General features: G+C 64.3%; 22 protein-coding genes. 17 read left to right on the forward strand and 5 right to left on the reverse strand.

The genetic code is table 11. The annotated features are described in order from the left end of the window. The first annotated feature begins 108 nt into the window (after positions 1-108). The 7 genes from KUL25_RS01475 (at position 109) to KUL25_RS01505 (ending at position 6,257) form a co-directional block, all read left to right on the forward strand. Positions 109-669 (forward strand): FHA domain-containing protein, encoded by a 561-nt coding sequence (locus tag KUL25_RS01475; RefSeq protein WP_257891302.1) that lies wholly within the window; start codon positions 109-111, stop codon positions 667-669. Then, complete coding sequence (locus KUL25_RS01480; RefSeq protein WP_257891303.1) at positions 666-1,451, forward strand: PP2C family protein-serine/threonine phosphatase; 786 nt, start codon at positions 666-668, stop codon at positions 1,449-1,451. The genes KUL25_RS01475 and KUL25_RS01480 overlap by 4 nt, the downstream gene beginning before the upstream one ends. Positions 1,452-1,514: 63 nt before the next feature. Then, positions 1,515-2,144, forward strand: a complete 630-nt coding sequence (locus tag KUL25_RS01485) for a hypothetical protein (RefSeq protein ID WP_257891304.1) — start codon at positions 1,515-1,517, stop codon at positions 2,142-2,144. Continuing rightward, complete coding sequence (locus tag KUL25_RS01490) at positions 2,134-2,997, forward strand: hypothetical protein (protein WP_257891305.1); 864 nt, start codon at positions 2,134-2,136, stop codon at positions 2,995-2,997. Before KUL25_RS01485 ends, KUL25_RS01490 begins: the two co-directional genes overlap by 11 nt. Before the next feature lie 9 nt (positions 2,998-3,006). Then, positions 3,007-5,013, forward strand: coding sequence for an FHA domain-containing protein (locus KUL25_RS01495; protein ID WP_257891306.1), 2,007 nt, complete (start codon positions 3,007-3,009; stop codon positions 5,011-5,013). A 13-nt stretch (positions 5,014-5,026) separates the two neighbouring features. After that, positions 5,027-5,476: a hypothetical protein gene (locus tag KUL25_RS01500; protein ID WP_257891307.1), complete on the forward strand. Its 450-nt coding sequence runs from the start codon at positions 5,027-5,029 to the stop codon at positions 5,474-5,476. A 130-nt stretch (positions 5,477-5,606) separates the two neighbouring features. Beyond that, entirely contained in the window at positions 5,607-6,257 is a 651-nt protein-coding gene (locus KUL25_RS01505) for a phosphatase domain-containing putative toxin (protein ID WP_257891308.1), read from the forward strand. Positions 6,258-6,264: 7 nt separating this feature from the next. Here the strand turns inward: KUL25_RS01505 and KUL25_RS01510 are convergent, their stop codons facing one another. Next, complete coding sequence (locus KUL25_RS01510; RefSeq protein ID WP_257891309.1) at positions 6,265-8,292, reverse strand: protein kinase domain-containing protein; 2,028 nt, start codon at positions 8,290-8,292, stop codon at positions 6,265-6,267. 445 nt (positions 8,293-8,737) lie between these two features. Between KUL25_RS01510 and tig the strand changes: the two genes are divergently transcribed. From tig to KUL25_RS01535, 5 genes are all read left to right on the forward strand, one after another. After that, complete coding sequence (tig, locus tag KUL25_RS01515) at positions 8,738-10,063, forward strand: trigger factor (RefSeq protein WP_257891310.1); 1,326 nt, start codon at positions 8,738-8,740, stop codon at positions 10,061-10,063. A 240-nt stretch (positions 10,064-10,303) separates the two neighbouring features. Beyond that, positions 10,304-10,945 carry a hypothetical protein gene (locus tag KUL25_RS01520; protein ID WP_257891311.1) on the forward strand — a complete coding sequence of 214 codons (642 nt, stop codon included), beginning with the start codon at positions 10,304-10,306 and terminating at the stop codon, positions 10,943-10,945. A 78-nt stretch (positions 10,946-11,023) separates the two neighbouring features. Next, positions 11,024-11,551 carry a hypothetical protein gene (locus tag KUL25_RS01525; RefSeq protein ID WP_257891312.1) on the forward strand — a complete coding sequence of 176 codons (528 nt, stop codon included), beginning with the start codon at positions 11,024-11,026 and terminating at the stop codon, positions 11,549-11,551. Positions 11,552-11,776: 225 nt separating this feature from the next. Further along, the gene (locus KUL25_RS01530) at positions 11,777-13,342 is read left to right on the forward strand and encodes a hypothetical protein (RefSeq protein WP_257891313.1); all 1,566 of its coding nucleotides are present in this window, start codon (positions 11,777-11,779) and stop codon (positions 13,340-13,342) included. 258 nt (positions 13,343-13,600) lie between these two features. Beyond that, positions 13,601-14,056 carry a hypothetical protein gene (locus tag KUL25_RS01535; protein WP_257891314.1) on the forward strand — a complete coding sequence of 152 codons (456 nt, stop codon included), beginning with the start codon at positions 13,601-13,603 and terminating at the stop codon, positions 14,054-14,056. Between the two features lie 185 nt (positions 14,057-14,241). On the opposite strand, the gene KUL25_RS01540 is transcribed toward KUL25_RS01535, so the two are convergent. The 4 genes from KUL25_RS01540 to rpsF form a co-directional block, all read right to left on the reverse strand. Then, on the reverse strand, positions 14,242-15,447 hold the full coding sequence (locus tag KUL25_RS01540) for a PQQ-dependent sugar dehydrogenase (protein ID WP_257891315.1): 1,206 nt from the start codon (positions 15,445-15,447) through the stop codon (positions 14,242-14,244). 96 nt (positions 15,448-15,543) lie between these two features. After that, on the reverse strand, positions 15,544-16,164 hold the full coding sequence (gene rplI, locus KUL25_RS01545) for a 50S ribosomal protein L9 (RefSeq protein WP_257891316.1): 621 nt from the start codon (positions 16,162-16,164) through the stop codon (positions 15,544-15,546). A gap of 12 nt (positions 16,165-16,176) precedes the next feature. After that, positions 16,177-16,404 (reverse strand): 30S ribosomal protein S18, encoded by a 228-nt coding sequence (gene rpsR, locus KUL25_RS01550; RefSeq protein WP_011454743.1) that lies wholly within the window; start codon positions 16,402-16,404, stop codon positions 16,177-16,179. Positions 16,405-16,436: 32 nt separating this feature from the next. Further along, positions 16,437-16,790, reverse strand: coding sequence for a 30S ribosomal protein S6 (rpsF, locus tag KUL25_RS01555; protein ID WP_257891317.1), 354 nt, complete (start codon positions 16,788-16,790; stop codon positions 16,437-16,439). Positions 16,791-17,164: 374 nt separating this feature from the next. On the opposite strand from rpsF, the gene KUL25_RS01560 reads away from it, so the two are divergent. The 5 genes from KUL25_RS01560 to fabF all read left to right on the forward strand — a co-directional run bounded on the left by KUL25_RS01560 (position 17,165) and on the right by fabF (position 21,914). Then, positions 17,165-18,055 (forward strand): Flp family type IVb pilin, encoded by an 891-nt coding sequence (locus tag KUL25_RS01560; protein ID WP_257891318.1) that lies wholly within the window; start codon positions 17,165-17,167, stop codon positions 18,053-18,055. A 187-nt stretch (positions 18,056-18,242) separates the two neighbouring features. Next, the gene (gene fabD, locus KUL25_RS01565) at positions 18,243-19,196 is read left to right on the forward strand and encodes an ACP S-malonyltransferase (RefSeq protein WP_257891319.1); all 954 of its coding nucleotides are present in this window, start codon (positions 18,243-18,245) and stop codon (positions 19,194-19,196) included. A 12-nt stretch (positions 19,197-19,208) separates the two neighbouring features. Then, on the forward strand, positions 19,209-19,946 hold the full coding sequence (fabG, locus tag KUL25_RS01570) for a 3-oxoacyl-[acyl-carrier-protein] reductase (RefSeq protein ID WP_257891320.1): 738 nt from the start codon (positions 19,209-19,211) through the stop codon (positions 19,944-19,946). Between the two features lie 221 nt (positions 19,947-20,167). After that, a complete protein-coding gene (locus tag KUL25_RS01575) occupies positions 20,168-20,404 on the forward strand; it encodes an acyl carrier protein (protein WP_068353065.1) in 237 nt (78 codons plus the stop codon). A gap of 253 nt (positions 20,405-20,657) precedes the next feature. Then, on the forward strand, positions 20,658-21,914 hold the full coding sequence (gene fabF, locus KUL25_RS01580) for a beta-ketoacyl-ACP synthase II (protein WP_257891321.1): 1,257 nt from the start codon (positions 20,658-20,660) through the stop codon (positions 21,912-21,914). Positions 21,915-21,916: the final 2 nt, after the last annotated feature.

Genomic DNA, 21,916 nt, shown 5'->3' on the forward strand with positions numbered 1-21,916 from the left:
TTTCCGCCACTCGTCCAAGGTGCCAAATTCCTTCAAACAAGGACGGAATGTGCTACCACGTTGACGCCACGGGCGATGCGAGCCGCCGTTGAGAGCGAGAAGATGACGATGGCGAAAAAGCCCATCCTGACCGATGACCCCATGGACGGCGGCGATGCGGCACCCGTTGGGGCGACGCGCCCCGTCACGGCGCCGATGCCGTCCGAGCCGACGCGCCCGGCGCAGGCCCCGGCCTTTGGCCGCGACGCCTCGGGCCATGCGCGGCCCAAGACCCGCATCCTGGGTTATGGCGCCCCGGCGACGTCGGATGCCACGCAAACCGACGCGCCTGCCGTGGGCTGGCTCGTTGTCATCGCCGGGCCGGGGCGCGGGACCTCGCTGGCGCTGATGTCGGGCATGAACGGCATCGGGCGGGGCGATGACCTGCAGGTGCAGCTTGATTTCGGCGACGACGCGATCAGCCGCGATGCCCACGCCTATGTGACCTACGACGATGCCGCGCGGCGCTTTTTCGTCAGCCATGGCGGCAAGACCAACCTTGTGCGGTTGAACGATGCCGCCGTACTCGCGACAGAGGGGCTATCCCACGGCGACACCCTGCGGATCGGCGCGACGTCCCTGCGTTTCGTGGCCCTCTGCGGCCCCGACTTCGACTGGTCCGACCCATGAGCGGGATCACCTACGACGTGGCCACCGCCCTTTGGCAGGGCGCGCGGCCGTATCAGGAGGATACCCTGCTGGCCGATTTCCACGGCGGCATGGACCGGGGATTCGCGGTGCTGGCCGATGGCATGGGCGGCCATGCGGCAGGGGATCTTGCATCCCGGCTTGTGGTGATCGATGCCGCCAGCCATCTGAAATTCCTGATGCACGATGGCGCGGCGCTGGAGAAATCACTGGTGGCCGAGCTGACTTCGGCTATCGAGACCGCGAATGAGGTGCTCAAGGACCGCGCCGCCGGGGATCGGCGTCTGCGGGGCATGGGCGCCACTTTCCTTGCCACGGTCCTGTTCGAGGATCGCCTCTATTGGGCGTCGGTCGGCGACAGCCCCCTGTATCTCTGGCGCGAAGGGAAATTGCGGCAACTTAACGAAGATCATTCCATGGCGCCGGTCATCGACCAGATGGCCAAAACCGGAGAGATCACGGCAGCCGACGCCGCCAACCACCCCGATCGCAACGCGCTGACCTCGGTGCTGATGGGCGGTGCGCTGAAGGCCATGGATGTGCCGAAAACGGCGACGGTTCTGGATCCGGGTGATGTGCTGATACAGGCCTCGGACGGGTTGCAATACCTTGACGATGAAAGCATTTCCGGTGTTCTGGCGGAGGCGGGCAGCAGCCGCGAGATCGTCGAGGCCTTGATGGGTGCCTTGCGCGAGTCGAACGATCCGGCGCAGGACAACACTGCCGTTTTGGTGTTGCAACTGGCCCAAATGGGCCCCGAGTAGACCAGGGACGCGGCCCCGGTCGGCGCGACCTCGGACGCCACGGAGCGGGCCGTTGGCACACCGTTGGCCCCGGGTGCAAGCGCCGCCCGCGCCCCCACGCCTGCGACCGTCACCCGACCTGCGTGCGCGCGTCGATGGGTCGTGCCCGCAGGCCTTCTGGGCGCTGCTGCGGTGGCGGTTGGCGCGATCTTCGGCCTGCCCGCCCTGCAATCGGGGCGCCAGGTGCCCGCGACGGTCGAGACGGCGGCGCTGGCCCCGCTAGTCGCATTGCCCCCCGCATTGCCCCCCGCCGCGCCCACCCCCGCCGCTACCGCGCCCATGCGGTCGCTTGTCCCCGCTCCTGGCGCAGATGATGCCGCTGACGCCATTGGGGCGTCTGCGCTAGCTGCGGGGTTGATCGATACCGCGACGCCTCCCGCGTTGATCCCCGACAAGTTGGCGATCCAGGGCGCAGCTACCGGAGCCCCGGCGGTCAGCGGTGCCACGATCCAATTCGGAACGCCGGGAACCGCCACCAGCGCGGGCACAGGAACGGTGCAAGCGCCGGGCGCCATCGGCATCGGTGAATTGACGCCCCAGCGCGAAGGCAGCAGCGCCCCCGATGCCGCGCAGGATCCGCAGCAGCCGGTCCTGGCGCCGCAATCACAACGCACGCCGCGACCGGACGACGGGGGGCTACGCGATGGTGGATAACGTCGAAATCTCGATCCATCAGATCGCCACGAATGCCGTGCTTCTGGCACCTCAGACCCTCCGCTTGCCGGTGGAAGTGGGGCGTTTTGGGGCCGACAACGTGGGCCGCGTTAGCGCAGGCGATGGGCAGGTCGTCCATTTTGGCGATGGCTTCGGCACCCTTTCGCGGCAGCATATGACGGTCGCCCAATCCCCCGATGGCGCGCTGGTCGTCACCGATGTCTCGTCCAACGGTGTGGCACAGATCGGGCAGGCGGGCTCGGCCCCGGTGGCGATGGGGCGCGGCGGCACGGTGGCCATGTCCCCCGGAACCATGCGCGCGTTCCAGACGGTCGGCCTGCGCATCACGATCTGCGCCCCGAAAGAGGCGCGCGTTGATGCGATTGGCCAGCCGTTGCACTTGGTCTACGACAGCTCTTCCACCGGGCGGCTCAAGGCGCTTGACCTCGACGGTGTCTCCATCGCCCTGGTGGCCGAGGGGCGCGAGGTATTGATGCGCCGCCGCTCTGGCGCGGCGCGCGACGTGCTGGCGGCCCTGCGCGCCGAGGCAGCGACGTGCCTTGTCGTGGTCGGCCCGGATAGCGCGGGCGGGATCGTCGCGATTGGTGGTCTGGGCGCAGAGGTTTCTCACAACCGTCGCCAGTTGGCCGCCGATGAGGTGGTGCAGATGGACCACCTGGATACGATGGACATCCGGGGGCAAATGCTGCGGATCATGTCCGCTGAGGACGGCAAGGGCCTGTCGTGTACCAACGCGGCCTGTCGCCAACTCAACCCCTATCTACCGTGCGAAAACTGCCGGTATTGCGGGCAGCGTCTGGGCGATGGCACCTCTTACTGGGTACACTCCTGAGGTGGTGGCATGATTGTGTTTCTTGTCCGTTTTCGGGTGCGCCAGATCGGCATTGACGGCACGTTCACCGGCCCTTCGCGCATCCTTCTGTGTGAAGAACCGGGCGCGTTCCTGGTTGGCAAGACGGACGATGCCGACGTGCCCTTGCCCGGCGATGCGGTATCGCGGCGGCATATGTCTTTGGTGCTTGACCGCGACGACATCCGCATCCGGGATGAGGGGTCCACCAACGGCACCTACGTCAACGGCACCCGTGTGGATGAGGCGGCGCTTGCGGTTGGGGATCAGGTCTCGATCCCCGGTTGGATGTTGGAGCTTCTGGCCCCCGCAAAGACCCTGGCCGAGGTCTCTCGTATCGGCGGAGTGGAGGTCGATGCCAGCCTTGTGTCGCGCCTGATCATCGCCGATGACGCCACGCCGCCGCCGTCGCGGCGCAGTTTTCCCGATGCCGAATTCAGCAACCGCGATACGGTGACGGTCGAGGCGCTGCGCGCCTCCGGCCACCCGGTGGAGGACACCCGCTTTTGCACCATCGGCGGCGGTCTGGGCAGCTTCGTTTGGGTCGACCACCTGCGCTGCTACGGCGTCAAGCCGGGCGACATTCGGGCGATCGGCACCGAAGCTGCATGCTATCAAACCTATAAAAGATACTGCAAAAACAGCCAGATACCGGATCATGAGCGATTGCGGTCCAATTCGCTCAGCCGCCCCGACAACATCTGGGGCTTTCCCGGCTATGCCCTGCGCGAAGCGGGCAAAGGCACCGGGTTCAAGGGCCTGTTCCAAGTGCTGGCAGAACCCGCCTTGGCGCAATCCTACACGCCGCGCGCGGGCGATGTCTTCGACAGCCTGGATGCAGAGGCGGCGCGCATCGGCTGGTCCGATATGAGGCTCAAGGCACAGGTTCTGAGCCTGCGCAAAACCGATGATGGGCGCTATGCCGTCGCCTATAAACTTTGGGGCGGAGAGGCGATTGGCGAGGCGCGCAACCGCTACCTGATCGCCGATGTCTTGCACCTGTCCACCGGCTATCCCGCGACCCGGTTTGTCGAGGATTTCCAGACGTTCATCACCAATCATCCGGATGCACGCGGGCAAGTGGCCAATGCCTATGAGCCCCATGACCAGATGTATCTGGAGGCCGAGCGGCGCGGCGGACCCGTGCAGTTTGTCGTGCGGGGCAGGGGCATCGTGGCGTCCCGCATCCTCCAGCGGCTATGGGAGGCGCGGCAGAAGAACCCGCAAATCCGCATCCTTCATTCCATGCGCAGCCCCCTTGGGGCGGGTGACGGCGCGCGCTTTCGCAATTCCCGCCGCCGCGTGCGCAATAACGTGGAAATCCAGCCCTTCAACTGGCCCAAGGCCTGTTGGGGCGGAGACCTCCGCGCCGAGTATGAGGCCGCCGATGCCCCCAAGCGGGGTGCCCTGCTGGCGCAGCTTGGCGTCACTACCACCGCCGAGCGTGCCGACTGGATCAACCTGATCGAACGCGGCACGCAGGAAGGCTGGTACAGCCCTGTTTTCGGCACGATCCGCGCGTTGCAGCCGCTGGCCGCGCAACCAAACCAACCCGAGGGCGTGCACATTAGCATCGACACGCCAGAGGGCAAGGTCGAGCAATTCAACGCAGATTATCTTATCGATTGCACAGGGCTGATCGCGGATATCCGGCGGTCGCCTTTCCTGGCGGATCTGCTCGACACCTTTGATCTGGCGCGCAATCATTCCTACGGGCTGGACGGCGACACGTCCGTTCAAGGCCCCGCTACAGGCCTTGCTGCGTCGAATGATTTCGAGATCGAAGGCCTGCGCAACGGCGCGGGCCGTGTCTATGCGGCGGGTACGATCACCACCGGGGGGCCGTATCTGGCCGTCGACAGCTTTCTTGGCCTGCAATACGCTGCCCTGCGCTCGGTCGATCATCTGGCGGCGGAAGGGGCCCATAAAGTGCGCCGTCTCGGCCCCCTCCGCTCGGCTTTCGGTTGGAGCAAATGGATGCTGGGGGCCAAACCATGAAGTGGAGCGCCCGATGATCCCAACCCTCGCAGGCCGCCTGCAAACGCGGCTTTTCCTGTTTGTTTTCATTGGTCTGCCCGTAACGCTCCTGTTCGGTCTGTCGCGCGTGGGCTGGCAGTGGGACTGGGCCACGGTCCAGGTCTACGTCTGGTTCCTGTGTACGATCACCGGTGTGGGCCTGCTGCTTGACCCTCTCTACATCTTCGTACAATCCCTGCGGTGGGAAAGGGATTGGCCTTTCTTGTTCCAAGCCTTCTTCGCGTGGGTCGAGTTTGCCATCGCCCTTTTCGTGGCCCGTGCGGGCCTCTTGCCGTTCTTGCCAGAGGCTGCGTTCCAAAGCCTCTCGACGCCGGTCTTGCACTTCGCCTTGGTCTTCGTGCCCACGTTCCTTGCGCTTTTGGGGCCGATGCAGGTGCTGTTCGTGCGGTGGCACTTCAAGGGCGGCCAGTTGGGCAGGTTTTGATCGGCCCCTCGACCATGGCCCGCGAGGTGAAGGTGTGGATCTTGGTGTTTCCGGCCATCAATCTGCCGCTTGGCCGACGGGGGAACGCGCGCGCCCTTGCAATCCTGCGTCTGCTGCAACATTTGGGGGCATGACGTTACGCCTTTCACAGAAATTCGCCGCCGCATGGGAGGTCCTGACCGACCGCTATGATCAGCGGATCGATAGCGCGCGGGGGCGCTGGCAAGGGCAGTTCTATGCGGCAACGGTGGACCATGGCGTGCTGCGACGGCGGTGGACCAATGAGGGCCGGATCGCCGAGGACCTCTACCGCTCCAACCATCCCAATGCGGCCGCCTTGGCCGCGTGGAAAGCGCGCGGGATCAAAGAGGTCATCAGCCTGCGCCGCGCCAGCGGCGCAGTGCACAATTTTGAGGCCGAAACCTGCGCCGCCCTCGGGCTAACCCTTCGCAACGCGCCGTTGACCTCGCGCGAAGCACCGCGCGTGAAGGGCCTGTTGCTTCTGTTGGATATCTTCGACACGATCCAGAAGCCCGCCTTGCTCCATTGCAAGTCCGGCGCCGACCGGACCGGCCTTGCAGCGGCGATCTGGGCAATCCATGTGGAGGGAAAGCCGGTGGCGGAAGCCAAGAAGGCGCTGGGGTTCAAGCACCTGCACATCCGCGCCTCCAAGACCGGCGTGCTGGATCGGTTTCTGGAGGCTTACGAGGCGCGTTTGACGCAAGGCCCCATCGATCTGCGCACCTGGGTCGAAACCGAGTACGATCCCGCAAGCCTCTGACAACGCGTCAGTTCAGCCAGGTTTCCAGCTCAAGATCCGCGGTGCAACTGGACCCGTCGGCGGTGCCGATCCAGATGCTCACTTGGCCCTCGATCGCTTCCTGACCCGTCAGGTTCAGCATCGGCAGGATGCCCCCGTTGCTATTGTCGTCGAAATGCCATGCGCCATCCTGCGTGTGGGCGAGCAGCGTCGTGTCGCAGACCGAGACGACCTGCAATTCGACGCGCCGGAACTGCGCCATCTCCGACAGGGTAAGCGTGTAGGTGGGCGCGACGCCGACCCGCCCGGTGGCGTTGAACGGCAGGCCTTCGCAGGCGGCCAGATCGGCGGTAACGCCGGGTTGGGTGATCAGGGCCTGTGGGCTGTAGATGTCGGTCCCGGTGTAGCGCAGCTCTTCGCCCCGGGCGGCGGGATCGGGGCAGAGGGTGGTGGGGGTAGGCGTCGGGGCCGGGCCGGGGTTGGGCAGCGCAGCGCCCGCCGTCATCAGCTCGATCTCGGCGCGGGCGGTGCGCAATTCCAGGTTCAGGCGCGCGGCTTCGGCCTCGGCCTCTTCAAGGTTGGCCGCCAGCGCAGCGTCGCGTTCGGCCTGCAGCGCGATTACCATGGCGGCATCGGGGCCGTCGCTGCCCAGGGCCGCGATCTGCGCTTCCAGGTCCGAGACGTCGGTGGCAAGGCTTTCCGCGCGGGCCAGTGCCGCATCGCGCGCGGCCTCCGCCGCCGCACGGGACGCTAGGACCAGTTCCATTTCGGCGGGCACATCGGTGCCCGTGCGGGCGGCCTCCAACTCAGCTTGCAGGCTCGTAATTTGCGCCTGCAAGGTCCGTCGTTCCGCCTCGGCCGCGCCTTGATCGGCAATCGCCTGGTTCAACTGGCTGCGCAGGACGGCCGTTTGCGCGCTGTCACCATCGCCTGCGGCGCGTAGCTGCGCGCGCAGGTCGGCCACCGTTTCCGCCAGGTCGTCGGCCCGCTGGTCGGCGAGGGCGCGCGCTTCGACGGCGGCATCCACATCGGTCTGCAACGCGTCGGCAGCGCTGGACATGCGGGCCAGTTCGCTCTCCATCGCGGTCATCGCGGTTTGCGCCTCGTTCAACTGGCGGCGCAATTCCGGGTCCGTGGCGGGCGGTTCGCTCAGCGCGTAGACGCCGACGCCCACAAGGGCGAGGGCTGAGACGCCGGCAATCGCAGCCCCTTTCCAGACGCCGCTGTTGGAGGGCACCGGGGCGGGGGTCGGCGTGTGGGCCGGGGTATGGGGCTGGGTCGTGACGGGCGTGATGATCCGTGTCGTTGCGTCTGGAAGGGCCGCGAACCACGCCGCCGCGTCGGCGGGGCGCTCGCGCAGGGGCCGGGCCATCGCCCGGTCGATCAGCGCCAAAAGGCGTGGATCATGGGCGGGGAAGCGGCCCGCTAGGGGCGCGTAGGGGTCGTCGTCACCGTTCGATACCTTCTGCGCCCGTTCATCCGCAGGCGCCGGGGCGGCACCACTGATGCAATGATAGAGCGTCGCGGCAAGCGAATAGAGGTCCGAGGCAGGTCCCTGCTCGGCCCCGGCGACGTAGAACTCATTAGGGCTGTAGCCGTCCGAGACCACCCGGAACGTACCAGCGGCGCGCGATTGTGCCTTGGTTTCCTGTCGCGCCGCGCCAAAATCGATCACCACGGGCGTATCGAGCGGATCAATGCGGATGTTGGCGGGCTTGATATCGCGGTGCAGCAGGCGTTCCTTGCCGCGATCCGGCGCGTCCCGGTGCAGATAATCAAGTGCGGCCAGAAGCGCGCGAGCCAGCTCCATGATGTATGCAGGCGTCAGCAACTCGGGCTCATGGGCGATGACATGCTGCAAGTCGCGCCCTTCAACATAGTCCATCGCCATATAGGCGGTGCCGTTCTCCTCGAACAGGGTCTGGACGTGAACGATGTTGGGATGGCGCAGGGTGGCCAGCGTGCGGGCCTCGCGCAGGAATAACGTGCGGGCGGTCTCGAACGGTTCAGCCGTTGAGGCACTGGCGGCCGAGACGGTGAAATCGCCCGCGCGCAAGGCAAGGCCTGCGGGAAAGCACTCTATTTATGGCGACTTTGCGATCAAGGTTGTCGCGCGCCTCGTAAGTGATGCCAAAGCCGCCCGCCGCGATGCGGCTCGTGATCCGATACATGCCCTGTGACAGGGTGGCACCCACCGGAAGCTCTCCGGCGGGGCGTCTGGCAGGATCCGGGTTTTTGCCGGATCGAGGGGGGCGTCGTCAGACATTGAATTCGGGCCTTTGGGCGGGGCAGGGCGGGCGTCGACATGCCCTCTGAATGTGGCGATTCCACGCTTATTTTGTAAACCTCCGGTTTACCTTAGGCAAATGTGCCTACGGGACCTCGTGCCGGGCCTCCTCCCCCTTGCGCCTCAGGCCTTGCCCCCATAGAAGGAGCGCGATTTTCAAGACGAATATGCCCGCGCGTGCTCCGTGCGCGCGAGAGCCAAAGAGGATGCCCCGATGCAAATCACCGAGACCCTGGCCGAGGGCCTGAAGCGCGAATACACGATCACCGTTCCGGCGACCGATCTTGAGGCGCGCGTGAACACCAAGCTGGAAGAGGCCCGCCCCGAAGTCGAGATGAAGGGCTTCCGCAAGGGCAAAGTGCCCATGGCGCTGCTGAAAAAGCAGTTCGGCCCCCGGATCATGGGCGAAGCGATGCAGGAATCGGTCGATGAGGCCATGCAGGGCCACCTGGACGAAAGCGGCGACCGCCCCGCCATGCAGCCTGAGGTCAAGATGACCAATGAGGATTGGAAAGAGGGCGACGATATCGTTGTCTCCATGTCCTACGAGAAACTGCCCGAGATCCCGGACGTGGACTACAAGGCGATCAAGCTGGAAAAGCTGGTCGTGACGCCGTCCGACGAAGAAATCGACGAGGCGCTGAAAAACCTGGCCGAGAACGCCGAGAGCTTCGCCACCAAGAAGGGCAAGGCTGCCGATGGCGATCAGGTCGTGTTCGACTTCGTCGGCACCGTGGATGGCGAAGCGTTCGAGGGCGGCTCTGCCGAGGATTTCCCGCTGAAGCTTGGCTCCGGCCAGTTCATCCCCGGCTTTGAAGAGCAGTTGGTCGGCGTGAAAGCGGGCGAAGAGAAGGACGTGGAAGTCACGTTCCCCGAGGAATATCAGGCCGAGCATCTGGCCGGAAAAGCCGCCGTTTTCGCCTGCACCATCAAAGAGGTGAAGAAGCCCGTCGCCGCCGAAGTGGATGACGAGTTGGCCAAGAAGTTCGGTGCAGAGGACCTTGCGGCCCTGAAGGGTCAGATTTCCGAGCGTCTGGGCGCGGAGTACAAGGGTGCCGCCCGCGCGGTGATGAAGCGCAGCCTGCTGGATCAGTTGGACGAGGTTGTCTCTTTCGATCTGCCGCCGTCGCTGGTCGACGCGGAAGCCAAGCAGATCGCGCATCAGCTGTGGCACGAGGAAAACCCAGAGGTGGAAGGCCATGACCACCCCGAGATCGAGACCACCGAAGAGCACACCTCGCTGGCCGCCCGCCGCGTCAAGCTGGGTCTGTTGTTGGCCGAGTTGGGCCAGAAGAACGACGTCACCGTTTCCGACGCCGAGATGACTCAGGCGATCATGAACCAGGCGCGTCAGTATCCGGGTCAAGAGCGCGCATTCTTCGAGTTCATCCAGCAGAACCAGGCCGCGCAACAGCAGGTCCGCGCGCCACTGTTCGAGGACAAGGTTGTCGATTTCATCGGCGAGATGGCCGAAGTGTCCGAGAAAGAGGTCTCCAAGGATGATCTCAAGGCCGCTGTGGATGCCCTTGACGAGGAATAATCCCCACTGCCATCGGCAACAGAAAGACAAGGGCGTCCCGCGCGGGGCGCCTTTTTTTATTGGGCAAAGCGGGCCCTGTTATCGGATAACCGGGGGCCGCTTTTGAAAATCAGATGGCCATGGGGGCATGTTTGGCCCATCGCCGCATCCCGGCATTTTTCAGAACGTTTCTTTCTACCTTTTCACCCTTCCACCAAGACCCTTTTCATTCGACCTCTCATTTTTCAAAGGCTTAATCCCATGTTCAGATTTCCCATCGCAGCGGTGATCGGCCTCACGGCAAGCTTATCCGCCGCCCATGCCGACACGATCATCTACCAAGGCACACCCACGTTTGAACCGCTCATCATCACTGGTGATCGGGGCATCACTCGCGGGGATGTCCCGGTTCTGCCGGGCCTCGCGCCGTCCGTCCTCAACGATCCGGCGTTCCACCGTATGGCCGAGATGTGTGACACCCTCGGCATGGCTTGCGGGCCTGATCGTGTGACGCCCCTGGGCGGCATCGACCCCGGCTGGACACCCGGCCACCGTGCCGATGCCGAAAAGCGTTTGGCGCAGATGATCGAGGACCGCGAGGCCTATGCCGAGGCGCTGTCCGAGCATTTCGACACGCTGCCTGTGCCAACGCTTCCCATCGTGCCGCGCCTGAACTTCGGTTGGAACACGCCGTTTGGTGTGCCCCACGCCACCCCGCGTCCGTTCAACTTCGACGAGTTGTTCCGTCCGGTGCCACGCCACACCGTCCCGCACATGGTGCTGCCGCGTTCGGTTGCGCCACGTATCCACGACCTTTCGGGCTTCTACAGCCGCCTGAACAATCCCGCCGTGATCCCGCGCGGCATGCTCCCGCGGCATTCGTTCCCGTGGCGCGCCTTCTGACCCCGCCCTTGCTTTGCCCCGTCGTGCAGATGGGGCAGGGCGCTTCTTTTCCCCCAAATTCATTCGAGTAGAAAAATCATGAAACGCACTCTCCCCCTCCTGGCTGTTCTGGCCGCCACGCTGGCTGCCCCTGTGGCGGCTCAAGACATCTCTTCGATCCTGAACCCCGGCAATTTCGCCGCGCGGTTGAACACCGGCGCAAACCCCGCCATGGCCAATCTGCCGTCCGACATGTCGGGCCTGTTTCAGGGCCCCAACGCAGCCGCGCGCCTGAACCCGGCGCTGGCGGGGCAGGTCGCGGCCCTGGCCCCCGTCGTCCGGCCCGAGGTGCGCAGCCTTGCGCCGCTGACCTCCATCGCGCCGGTGCCGCGTGGCATGATCGCGCGGATCGTTGTTCCGACCGCCGAAGCTGCGCCGACGATCGCCCATGGGACGCCCGAGCGGGGCACGGATCTGGTCGCCGCCATGGCAGATGCCGCCGAGGCCGCCCCGGCGGGCGCCACTACGCTGGTGATCAACGGCTCCAACACCGCCGTGATCCAGTCCGGCCCCGGCACGGCAGAGGCGCCGCGCCTCAGCCTTTGGCAGCGCCTGTTCGGGATCTGATCTGGAAAGCAGGCCCCTGCGCAGGCTCCGGTAAGGGCCTGCGCATAAATCGTTTCCAAAAAAATACTTTGGTCAGGCAGCGCGCTTGGCTATCGTGAATTGACAAAGGTCAGGGTTTCCGCAGTTCTGCGGGTGTATTTTTAGCCCTACTATGACCTCATAGTGTCTATCTAAGGCGGTTTTGGCCCCCCTTGCCCCCCGCCAAACAGGAAGGAACCCAACACAATGCGTCTAATGACTGCGAGTGCAATTGCGCTGTTCGCAATGGGCGGAGCCGCTTTGGCCTGCCCCAATTATCAACTTTCGGCCGGCGCGCTTAGCTATGATGCGTCCCAGATCACCGCGATGCCCCAAGGCTTCTCCGTGTCCGCTGGCGGTGATTTCACGCTGGACCAATGTGGCCTTGGGAACCTTGGCTACGGGCAGTTCCGCTCTGCCCCTGACCTGACCCTGAACCTGACCGGCATGGCCGGGCGTCCGCTGGACGTCTTTGCGACCTCCAGCTGTGATCCCGCGCTGTTGGTGAACGACGCCAACGGACAATGGTACTTCAACGATGACCGCAATAGCCTCCAGCCCGGGCTGACGCTGCCCGCCGGTGCCGCGAACGGCCGTGTCGACATCTGGCTTGGCACTTTTGCGGGCGGCGGTTGTCCCGCTGTCTTGTCGGTTCAGGCCTTGGCCGGTGCGGGTCAGCCCGTGCCGCAGCCTGTTCCCGTGCCGCAACCCGTGCCGGTGCCGCAGCCCGTGCCACAACCGGTCCCGCTGCCTGCCAGCGCCTGCCCCTCCTGGGAAGTGCCTGGCCCCGCATTGGCGTTTGACGCCAGCCAGATCCTGCAACCGCTCAGCTATGTCGCCCAGGCGACCGGCGGGACGGATGTCACGACCTGCCCCGGCATCGATGGCCGCCGCTATGCCAGCCAGGTGCCGCAGTTCTCGGTCTCACTGACCGGTATGGACGGCTACAGCCTGCGCCTTCTGGCCAATGCAGAATGCGACTCGACCTTGCTGGTGAACGGTGCCGATACGACGTGGTACTATAACGATGACGGGCAGGGGAACTTGCAGCCGCAACTCGACATCACCAATCCCGCGTCCCTGAATGGCCGGGTCGATGTCTGGGTCGGCACCTACAACGACACGGTCTGCCCTGGCACCTTCACGCTGCAGGCGATCCCCGTGGCCGTGACACCACAGCCTGTTCCGCAACCCGTGCCGGTGCCTGTCCCTGCACCTGCCCCGGTCCCCGTACCTGCGCCCGTACCCGTACCCGTGCCCGTGCCGGTCCCAGCACCCGCACCAGCGCCTGCCCCGGCACCTGTTCCCGTGCCGCAGCCGGTCCCGCAGCCGGTGCCCATGCCGACGCCGACCGCGGGATGCCCCACGACCACCTTGGAAGGCATCGTTGTGACCACCGACGGCTCTGCGCTGTACGGCCCGGATCGCTTCACCGTGCAAGCCGGGGGCGCAACATCGTTGTCGACCTGCGCGGACATCCCCGTGGGGGCAGGTGTGGCCAACGCCAACCCGCACTACTCCTTCTACCTCTCGGGTATGGAGACCTATGGTCGCCTGGAAATCGAAGTGACGAGCGATTGCGACACCACGCTTCTGGTCAATGATGCCCAGGGCAACTGGCACTTCGACGACGACTCCGGCGGCGGGCTTCAGCCCGAGCTGAACCTGACGAACACGGCCGCGTTGAACGGCCGGGTGGATGTCTGGGTCGGGACTTACGGCAACTCCATCTCCTGCTCTGCCGAGTTGGAAATGGAAACCTGGAACTTCTGATCCGGGTGGCGCGCGTGTCGCGCGTGAGGACCAAGACCGATGGAGGGCGCGCCACACAGGTGCGTCCTTTGTCATCTTGTCCTTTCGATGGGGGCGAGGCTGACCGAAATCAACCTTGTCCCGCGTCGGTTTTTGCAAATGGTATGGATTCCCCGCCTTTCGTTGGCTTTTCGAATGAGTGAGGATCATCCTATCGACACAGATACCGTCGCAAATACTAACCCCTTCTAATAAAATAAGATTCTGGAGTAACACGATATGAAAAAGCTACTTGCAGCCGCCTTTGCCCTGATCGCCACCGCTGGCGTCGCCGCCGCGTGCCCCGCCTGGCAAAACGCGGGCGTGCAGACCGGCTATACCACCGGTCAGGACCTTTGGACGCCGAACAGCTATTCGGTCACCGCGGGCGGCGACCAATCCCTGCGCAACTGCGGTTGGAACCATTCGGGTTACGTGATCTCGCGCCCTGATTTCGAGTTCCAGATCGATGGTCTTGAACAGTACCGCCGCCTTGAGATCCGCGTGAACGGGTCCTGCGACACGGTTCTGCTGGTCAATGACGCGACGGGCAACTGGTACTTCAACGACGACGGCTGGGGCAACCTGAACCCGCTGATCAACCTGCAGAACCCGCGTTCCGGCACCTATGACATTTGGGTCGGCACCTATGGCCAAAACCTTTGCGGCGCGACGCTGCAGATGGAAACGTTCTGATCTGACACTTCATTTCCAGACGAACGGCCCGCCCTTCCAGGCGGGCCGTTTGCATTTGGACGGGGGTGACGCTGGCCAACGGGATTTGCGAAGCAAACCCGTCAGCGACGCCCCACCCGCCGTCCCGTGGGACGTAGGTGTGGTTCGGTTGATACCAGGGGCGCGCGGTGGCACGCCCGGCATGCCTATTCCGCTGCCGGGGTCAGGCGGATCAAGGCGCCCGGATCATCGTCAATCAGGATCAGGATCGCGCCGTTCGCATCGACGTCCACATCGCGCACACGGCCAGCGCCTTGGCGCAGCCGCTCTTCTCCGACCACCCTGTCACCGTCCATGTCGAGCCGTACCAGGGCTTGTCCCGCAAGCGCGCCCAAGAGGATGTCGCCCTGCCAGTCAGGGAACATTTCGCCGTCGTAGAACACCATGTCCGACGGCGCGATGGAGGGGTCCCAGTAGTAGATTGGCTCACGGAATTGCGGCGCGTGGGCCTGCTCCCCGCTGCCAACGTCAGAGCCGTTGTAGTTCACGCCATAACTCACCTCGGGCCAGCCATAGTTGCCGCCGGGCCATATGATGTTGAGTTCATCGCCGCCCGCCGGGCCGTGTTCCAGCGTCCAGATACTGCCGGTTTCGGGATGGATGGCCGCGCCCTGGATGTTGCGGTGTCCGTAGCTCAGGATTTCCGGGCGTGCGCCGTCGATGACTGGAACGGGTGAGGGCGCGCCCTCGGTATCGATCAGAATTGTAACGCCGTAGCTTGCGCCGACCGGATCCTGCGCCAATTGGCGGTTTTCAGGGGTGAAGCGGTCGCCGGTGGTCACGAACAGCGATCCGAACGGCGCAACGATCACCCGGCTGCCGAAGTGCAGCGGGACCGCGGAGGCAGGGGTTTGACGCCACAGCTCTTCGACGTCCGTAAGGGCGCCATGGTCTTCCGACAGGACGGCCCGTGCCACGGCAGTGGCCGATGCGGCAAGCCCCTCGGGCGCCGAATAGGTCAGGAAGATCACCCGGCTGTCTGCGAAATCAGCGGCAAGCGCCACGTCGAGCAGTCCGCCCTGTCGGATGGCGCGCACGTCGGGCACGCCGCTGATTTCCGGCCCCATGGTGCCATCGCGGGTGATGTGACGCAGGGTGCCGCCACGCTCGGTCACGATGTATCCGGCGTTGTTGGGCAGGACCGCGAGGCCCCAGGGGCGGGCCAGTGCCCCGGTGATGACCTCTTCGGCAAAGGTCACACCGGAGGCGGTCAGGGGCGCCTCGGTCTGCCCTGGAAAGGCCGCTACGGTCGCCGGGAAATTCCCGGTGCCATCATCAACGGGGGCCTGGGCGAATGACGCACCTGCGAGGAGCGCAGCGAGGAGGGGGGCGAGAGCAAGCGTGCGGCGCATGGGAAGACCTTCCAGAAAACTATGGTTTCCATAGAAATAGGCCGCCCCCGCAAGGAGACGGCCCATTTTTTCGTGATCACGTCGCGACAGGTGAAATTATTCCTCGTCAGAGGTCTCTTCCGCCGCCGGTGCGGGTGCTGCGTCGTCGTCTTCATCCAGACCAGCGGCCCCGATGTCGTCGAACAGTTCAGCGATCTCGAACTCGGCTTGTGCCTCTTCCTCGGCGGCCAGGTCCTGAATGGACTTGCCGGAGGCTTGCAACTCGGCCTCTTCAGGCGAGCGGGCGACGTTCAGCTCGATCTCGACCTCGACTTCGGGGTGCAGTTTCACCAGCACGTTGTGGATGCCCAGATCCTTGATCGGTGCGATCAGGGCGACCTGCTTGCGATCCACGGTGAAGCCTTCGGCCGTTGCCGCTTCGGCCGCGTCGCGGATCGTGACGGAGCCGTAGAGCGAGCCGCTGTCAGAGGCGGAGCGGATGATGACGAACTGCTGGCCTTCCAGCTTTTCGCCCATTGCTTGCGCTTCTTTCTTCGTCTCGAGGTTCGTCGCCTCAAGCTGTGCCTTTTGGTTCTCAAAAGTCTTGAGGTTCACTTCGTTGGCGCGAAGCGCCTTTTTTTGCGGCAGAAGGAAGTTGCGCGCGTAGCCCTCTTTGACAGAGACCACTTCGCCCATTTGACCCAGCTTCGCCACACGTTCCAGAAGGATAACGTCCATGATGTGCGTTCCTTATTTTACGGCGTAGGGCAGAAGGGCCAGGAAACGCGCGCGCTTGATCGCCTTGGCGAGCGCACGCTGGTTCTTGGCACCAACAGCGGTGATACGGGAGGGGACGATCTTGCCACGCTCGGAGATGTAGCGTTGCAGAAGACGGGTGTCTTTGTAGTCGATCTTCGGCGCGTTCTCGCCCTCGAACGGGTCGGTCTTGCGGCGGCGGAAGAATGGTTTAGCGGCCATGGTTTGGTCCTTTCAAACGGTCAGCGGTCGAATCAACGACGCTCGCGACGGGGTTCACGCTCATCGCGCTTTTGCATCTGGACCGAGGGGCCCTCTTCGTGGGCGTCGACCTTGATGGTCAGAACGCGCATCACGTCGTCATGCAGGCGCATCAGGCGTTCCATTTCCTGGATCGCGGCGGACGGTGCGTCCGTGCGAATGAAGGAATAGTGACCCTTGCGGTTCTTGTTGATCTTGTAAGCCATTGTTTTGACACCCCAATATTCGGTGTCAACAACAGTGCCGCCGTTGTCGGCGAGGACGGTGCCAAAGTGCTCGTTCAGCGCTTCGGCTTGCGTGTTGGACAGGTCCTGACGCGCAATCATCACGTGCTCGTAGAGAGCCATGGGAACTCCAGTTCTATCGTTTCGGGCGCATTTCAAAGGCCGGGCATGTGCATCCTTGCTCCCCGGCCACGAGGGATCACGCCAATGGGTAACTTGGCAAGGATGCGCGCTGTTACGCTTCCGTGCTGCCGTTGTCTACCCTGTGTGCCGCCAAGGTGGGGGCCGATATGCCAAGGCATGAGGGCGGTTCTCGCCCAATGGCCACAGGGATTTCCGGTTTCTGCCCCATTCTGACCATGTTGCGCAGGCACGACGGCGTCGGAGAGTGCCGTCCTGCGATCAGGAGGGCACCGGCGGGCAGGCCGTTTGGACCTGGCAGACCGCAAGGAATCAAGGGCTCAGGGCCCATGCAGGAACAAGAATGGAGGCCCCCCGTGGCGCACCAACGGTTTTTGACGGATGAACGTGGCGCCGCGACGATCGACTGGGTCGTCGTGATGGCGGCCTTGGTGGGTATGGGTGTCTTTGTCTCCGAGCAGACGGGCGACGCCTTGACCACCGAATCCAGCACCATTCAAGGCGAGTTGCAGGACGGCATGTTCGAAACGGCCTGGGACAGCCAATTGGCCGTTCAACCTGATGAAGAGGCGGGCGATAGCTGCACGGGTGGATCGACTTGCGACCCGGGACCGACCCTTTGGACCGGCACGGATACGGGGACTGGCACAGGTACGGGCACTGGAACCGGAACTGGGACGGACCCCGATCCTGATCCCGATCCCGATCCATACCCCGACCCGGATCCTGATCCGAACCCCGATCCTGATCCAGATCCGGTCCCCGATCCTGATCCCGACCCAGATCCAGATCCGACGCCGGACCCGCCGCAAACCGCGAGTCCGCCTGCGGCAGGTTGCCCGTCGACCAATTATTTCGGCATCCCGATCGTCTCGGACGGCTCGGACCTGACGAACAACTCGGATTACCAGGTGCGCTATTCGGGCTACACCAATATCCGGGGCTGCGCCGGCTTGCCGAACCGCTGGGCGCATTTCGATGCGAACCCGACGTTCACGCTGACGTTGTCTGATATGGAGAGCTACGACTATCTACAGTTCGACGTCGAATCCGCCAATTGTGACACCACGCTTCTCGTGCGTGATGCGGCTGGCAATTATCATTTCGACGACGATGGCGGAAACCGTTTGCTGTCGCGGCTAAGACTTTATGACACCGACGACCTCAACGGACGTGTGGATGTCTGGCTGGGCGTTTATTCCGGCGGCACGTGCACTGCCGAGTTGGAGATCCGAACCGGCGGCTGACAGCCAGAGTGCTGGAGTTTTGCAAATCACAGGCGGTGCGCGCAGGCGTGCCGCCTGTTTCGCGTTTGCCCCCCTTTGCGCGTGCCACATTGCGATGGGCGCGGGCTTGGGGTAGCCCAAGGAGACCATGTTTTGGGCGCGGTGGACGCGCGCCCTTCCAGCGATTGATCCAAGGGAGAGCCCCACCATGACCCGAGCCTTCATCTTTCCTGGCCAAGGGGCCCAGACCATCGGCATGGGCCGCGCCCTGGCGGAGGCGTATCCGGCTGCCCAAGCCGTCTTCGACGAGGTGGACGACGCGCTGGGGGAGGCCTTGTCCACCCTGATCTGGGAGGGAGAGATCGAGGCCCTGACCCTGACGCGCAACGCGCAGCCCGCGTTGATGGCCACGTCCCTGGCCGCCATGGCGGCCCTGAAGGCGGAGGGGGTCGAAGTCACTGCCGCCTCCTACGTGGCGGGACACTCGCTGGGCGAATACTCGGCCCTGGCGGCGGCGGGGGCGTTGTCCCTGGCTGATACCGCGCGCCTTTTGCGGTTGCGCGGCGAAGCGATGCAGGCGGCCGTGCCTGCCGGCGAGGGCGCCATGGCGGCGATCCTCGGGCTAGACTTGGCGACGGTGGAAGAAGTGGCTTCTGAGGCCTCTGCTGAATTCAAGGGGGGCGAAGTCTGCGAGGCGGCCAACGACAATGACCCGGCCCAGGTGGTGATTTCCGGCGCGAAAGCCGCAGTGGAGCGAGCGTGCGAGATCGCCAAGGCGCGCGGTGCCAAGCGGGCGCTGATGCTGCCGGTCTCGGCCCCTTTCCATTGCGCGCTGATGCAGCCTGCCGCCGACGCGATGGCGGAGGCATTGTCGCAGGTCGACATGCAAGCGCCGATCGTGCCGCTGGTCGGCAATGTGATCGCAAGCGCCGAATCCTCGGCCATGGTGATCCGCGATAACCTGGTGGCGCAGGTGACGGGCCGTGTGCGTTGGCGCGAGAGTGTGGCGTGGATGGCGGCGCAGGGGGTGACGGAGGTGTTCGAGATCGGGGCCGGAAAGGCGCTGTCGGGCATGGTCAAACGCATTGACCGCACGGTGGCGACCCATGCGGTCGGCACGCCAGACGACGTGGCCGCCGCCGTAGCGGCAATCAAGGGATAGAGGGAGAGGCATATGTTTGATCTGACAGGAAAAAATGCGTTGGTGACGGGCGCCTCTGGCGGAATTGGCGCGGCGATTGCGCGCCGGTTGCACGGGGCGGGGGCTGTTGTCGGCCTATCTGGCACGCGCACCGAGCCGTTGGAGGCCTTGGCCGCCGAATTGGGCGAGCGCGCCCATGTGTTGCCCTGCAACCTGAGCGACGCCGAAGCAGTGGAAGCCTTGCCCAAGGCCGCGATTGCCGCGATGGGGAGCCTCGATATTCTGGTCAACAACGCGGGCATCACCCGCGACAACCTGTTCATGCGCATGTCCGACGACGAATGGGCCAGCGTTTTGGAGGTCAACTTGACCTCGACGATGCGGCTCTGCCGGGGTGCGCTTCGGGGCATGATGAAAGCCCGTTGGGGGCGGATCATCAACGTCTCTTCGGTCGTGGGGGCCACGGGCAACCCGGGACAGGCAAATTATGCGGCCTCCAAGGCAGGCATGGTGGGGATGTCGAAAAGCTTGGCCTACGAAGTGGCCAGCCGGGGCATCACGGTGAACTGCATTGCGCCGGGGTTCATCGAAACGGCGATGACCGATAAGCTGACGGACGACCAGAAAGACAAGATCCTGGTGCAGATCCCGGCAGGGCGCATGGGCTCGGCCGACGAGATCGCGGCCTCGGCCCTGTTCCTTGCCAGCCCCGAGGCGGCCTACCTGACGGGCACGACGTTGCATGTGAACGGCGGCATGGCGATGCTATGATCGCCGTTGACGCTGCGTCAGAAAGGCGGCGACAGGGCATTGCCATGGCCGCAACATATGCTATAGGCGGCGCAGATTTCACCGGAGGGCTTGTCCCGATGGCAGGCCTATCCCACCTGTAACGGGTGGGGTTAGGCAACTCGAGCGGCCGAAATGGCACTTATTTAACCGGAAAGGTCCCAGGTCGGGGCTGGCCCTGAAACTACGATAAGGAACCTAGTATGAGCGACATCGCAGACCGCGTGAAAAAGATCGTTGTTGAGCACCTGAGCGTCGACGAAGAGAAAGTGGTTGAGGGCGCGTCGTTCATCGACGATCTCGGCGCAGACTCGCTGGACACCGTCGAGCTGGTCATGGCGTTCGAGGAAGAGTTCGGGATCGAGATCCCCGACGACGCCGCCGAGACGATCCAGACTTTCGGCGACGCGACGAAGTTCATCTCTGAGGCGACAGCCTGATAGGCGGACCTTATCCGCTTGGGCGGATGATTTAGCGCGGCGTTCGGAGCAATCCGGGCGCCGTTTTCCGTTTGGCCCGAGAGACGTGATGGGGCTTGGACGGGGGAGACGCTGGCTTGCGGTTTTTTGCCCGGCAAAAAAGCGCAAGCCTCGCCCCTCCCGCCGTCCCGCGGGTGCGAATGGGGCAGGGGATTGCGCCTAGGGGGGCGTTTCCGGTAATTGATCTGGCAAAGACGATTAAAGGGGTTTGGGCATGCGGCGAGTGGTTGTAACGGGTCTGGGGTTGGTGACACCTCTGGCATCGGGCGTGGACGAAACGTGGAGCCGTATTCTGGCGGGGCAATCGGGCGCGGGTCCGATCACGCGCTTTGATCCTACGGGCTTTGGCACGACCTACGCCTGTGAGTTGCCGCGCGGTGACGGCAGCGACGGGACGTTCAACCCCGACGCCTGGATGGAGCCCAAGGAGCAGCGCAAGGTCGACGATTTCATCCTCTACGGCATGGCCGCCGCGGTACAGGCCGTGGAAGATGCAGGCTGGACGCCGACCGATAGCGAGAGCCTGGAGCGGACGGGGTGCCTTTTGGGCGCGGGCATCGGCGGATTATCGTCCATCGCCGATACCTCCATCGTGTTGAACGAGCGTGGCCCCCGGCGGGTGTCGCCATTCTTTGTGCCGGGCGCATTGATCAACCTGATCTCGGGGCAGGTCTCGATCCGCTATGGCTTCAAGGGGCCGAACCATTCGGTGGTGACGGCGTGTTCTACCGGGGCACATGCCATTGGCGATGCGGCGCGGCTGATCGCGTTCGACGACGCTGATGTGATGATCGCGGGCGGAGCGGAAAGCCCGATTTGCGCCATCGGTATTGCCGGGTTCAACGCCTGTAAGGCGCTGTCGACCAAGCGTGCGGATGAGCCCGAAAAGGCCTCGCGCCCCTGGGATGCGGACAGCGACGGCTTCGTGATGGGCGAGGGCGCCGGTGTGGTGGTGCTGGAGGAATACGAGCACGCCAAGGCGCGGGGTGCCACGATCTATGCAGAAATCCTGGGCTACGGGTTGAGCGGCGACGCCTATCACATCACCGCCCCGCCGCCCGACCATGAGGGCGCAGAACGCGCGATGCGCGCGGCGCTGAAGCGGGCTGGACTGCCCCCTTCGGCGGTGGATTACGTCAATGCGCACGGCACGTCGACCATGGCCGATACCATCGAATTGGGCGCGGTAGAGCGCCTGATGGGCGATCACGCGAGCAAGTTGCGGATGTCCTCGACCAAATCGATGACCGGGCACCTTCTGGGGGCAGCGGGCGCGATCGAGGCGATTTTCAGCATTCTTGCAATCCGCGATAACGTGGCGCCGCCGACGATCAACCTAGACACACCTGCGGCGGAGACGGCGATCAACCTGTGCGCCAACGCCAAGCAGGAAGGCGAGATCAACGTCGTGCAATCGAACTCGTTCGGGTTCGGCGGGACAAACGCCTGCCTGATCATGGGCCGGGTGTAGAC

It is taken from the genome of Gymnodinialimonas phycosphaerae, assembly GCF_019195455.1.
GTDB classification, from domain to species: Bacteria; Pseudomonadota; Alphaproteobacteria; order Rhodobacterales; family Rhodobacteraceae; genus Gymnodinialimonas; species Gymnodinialimonas phycosphaerae.

Coding starts and splice junctions, on each gene's coding strand:
- KUL25_RS01475 (WP_257891302.1), top strand. CDS start 109: ATGGCGAAAAAGCCCATCCTGACCGATGACCCCATGGACGGCGGCGAT.
- KUL25_RS01480 (WP_257891303.1), top strand. CDS start 666: ATGAGCGGGATCACCTACGACGTGGCCACCGCCCTTTGGCAGGGCGCG.
- KUL25_RS01490 (WP_257891305.1), top strand. CDS start 2,134: ATGGTGGATAACGTCGAAATCTCGATCCATCAGATCGCCACGAATGCC.
- KUL25_RS01495 (WP_257891306.1), top strand. CDS start 3,007: ATGATTGTGTTTCTTGTCCGTTTTCGGGTGCGCCAGATCGGCATTGAC.
- KUL25_RS01500 (WP_257891307.1), top strand. CDS start 5,027: ATGATCCCAACCCTCGCAGGCCGCCTGCAAACGCGGCTTTTCCTGTTT.
- KUL25_RS01505 (WP_257891308.1), top strand. CDS start 5,607: ATGACGTTACGCCTTTCACAGAAATTCGCCGCCGCATGGGAGGTCCTG.
- tig (WP_257891310.1), top strand. CDS start 8,738: ATGCAAATCACCGAGACCCTGGCCGAGGGCCTGAAGCGCGAATACACG.
- KUL25_RS01520 (WP_257891311.1), top strand. CDS start 10,304: ATGTTCAGATTTCCCATCGCAGCGGTGATCGGCCTCACGGCAAGCTTA.
- KUL25_RS01525 (WP_257891312.1), top strand. CDS start 11,024: ATGAAACGCACTCTCCCCCTCCTGGCTGTTCTGGCCGCCACGCTGGCT.
- KUL25_RS01530 (WP_257891313.1), top strand. CDS start 11,777: ATGCGTCTAATGACTGCGAGTGCAATTGCGCTGTTCGCAATGGGCGGA.
- KUL25_RS01535 (WP_257891314.1), top strand. CDS start 13,601: ATGAAAAAGCTACTTGCAGCCGCCTTTGCCCTGATCGCCACCGCTGGC.
- KUL25_RS01540 (WP_257891315.1), bottom strand. CDS start 15,447: ATGCGCCGCACGCTTGCTCTCGCCCCCCTCCTCGCTGCGCTCCTCGCA.
- rplI (WP_257891316.1), bottom strand. CDS start 16,164: ATGGACGTTATCCTTCTGGAACGTGTGGCGAAGCTGGGTCAAATGGGC.
- rpsR (WP_011454743.1), bottom strand. CDS start 16,404: ATGGCCGCTAAACCATTCTTCCGCCGCCGCAAGACCGACCCGTTCGAG.
- rpsF (WP_257891317.1), bottom strand. CDS start 16,790: ATGGCTCTCTACGAGCACGTGATGATTGCGCGTCAGGACCTGTCCAAC.
- fabD (WP_257891319.1), top strand. CDS start 18,243: ATGACCCGAGCCTTCATCTTTCCTGGCCAAGGGGCCCAGACCATCGGC.
- fabG (WP_257891320.1), top strand. CDS start 19,209: ATGTTTGATCTGACAGGAAAAAATGCGTTGGTGACGGGCGCCTCTGGC.
- KUL25_RS01575 (WP_068353065.1), top strand. CDS start 20,168: ATGAGCGACATCGCAGACCGCGTGAAAAAGATCGTTGTTGAGCACCTG.
- fabF (WP_257891321.1), top strand. CDS start 20,658: ATGCGGCGAGTGGTTGTAACGGGTCTGGGGTTGGTGACACCTCTGGCA.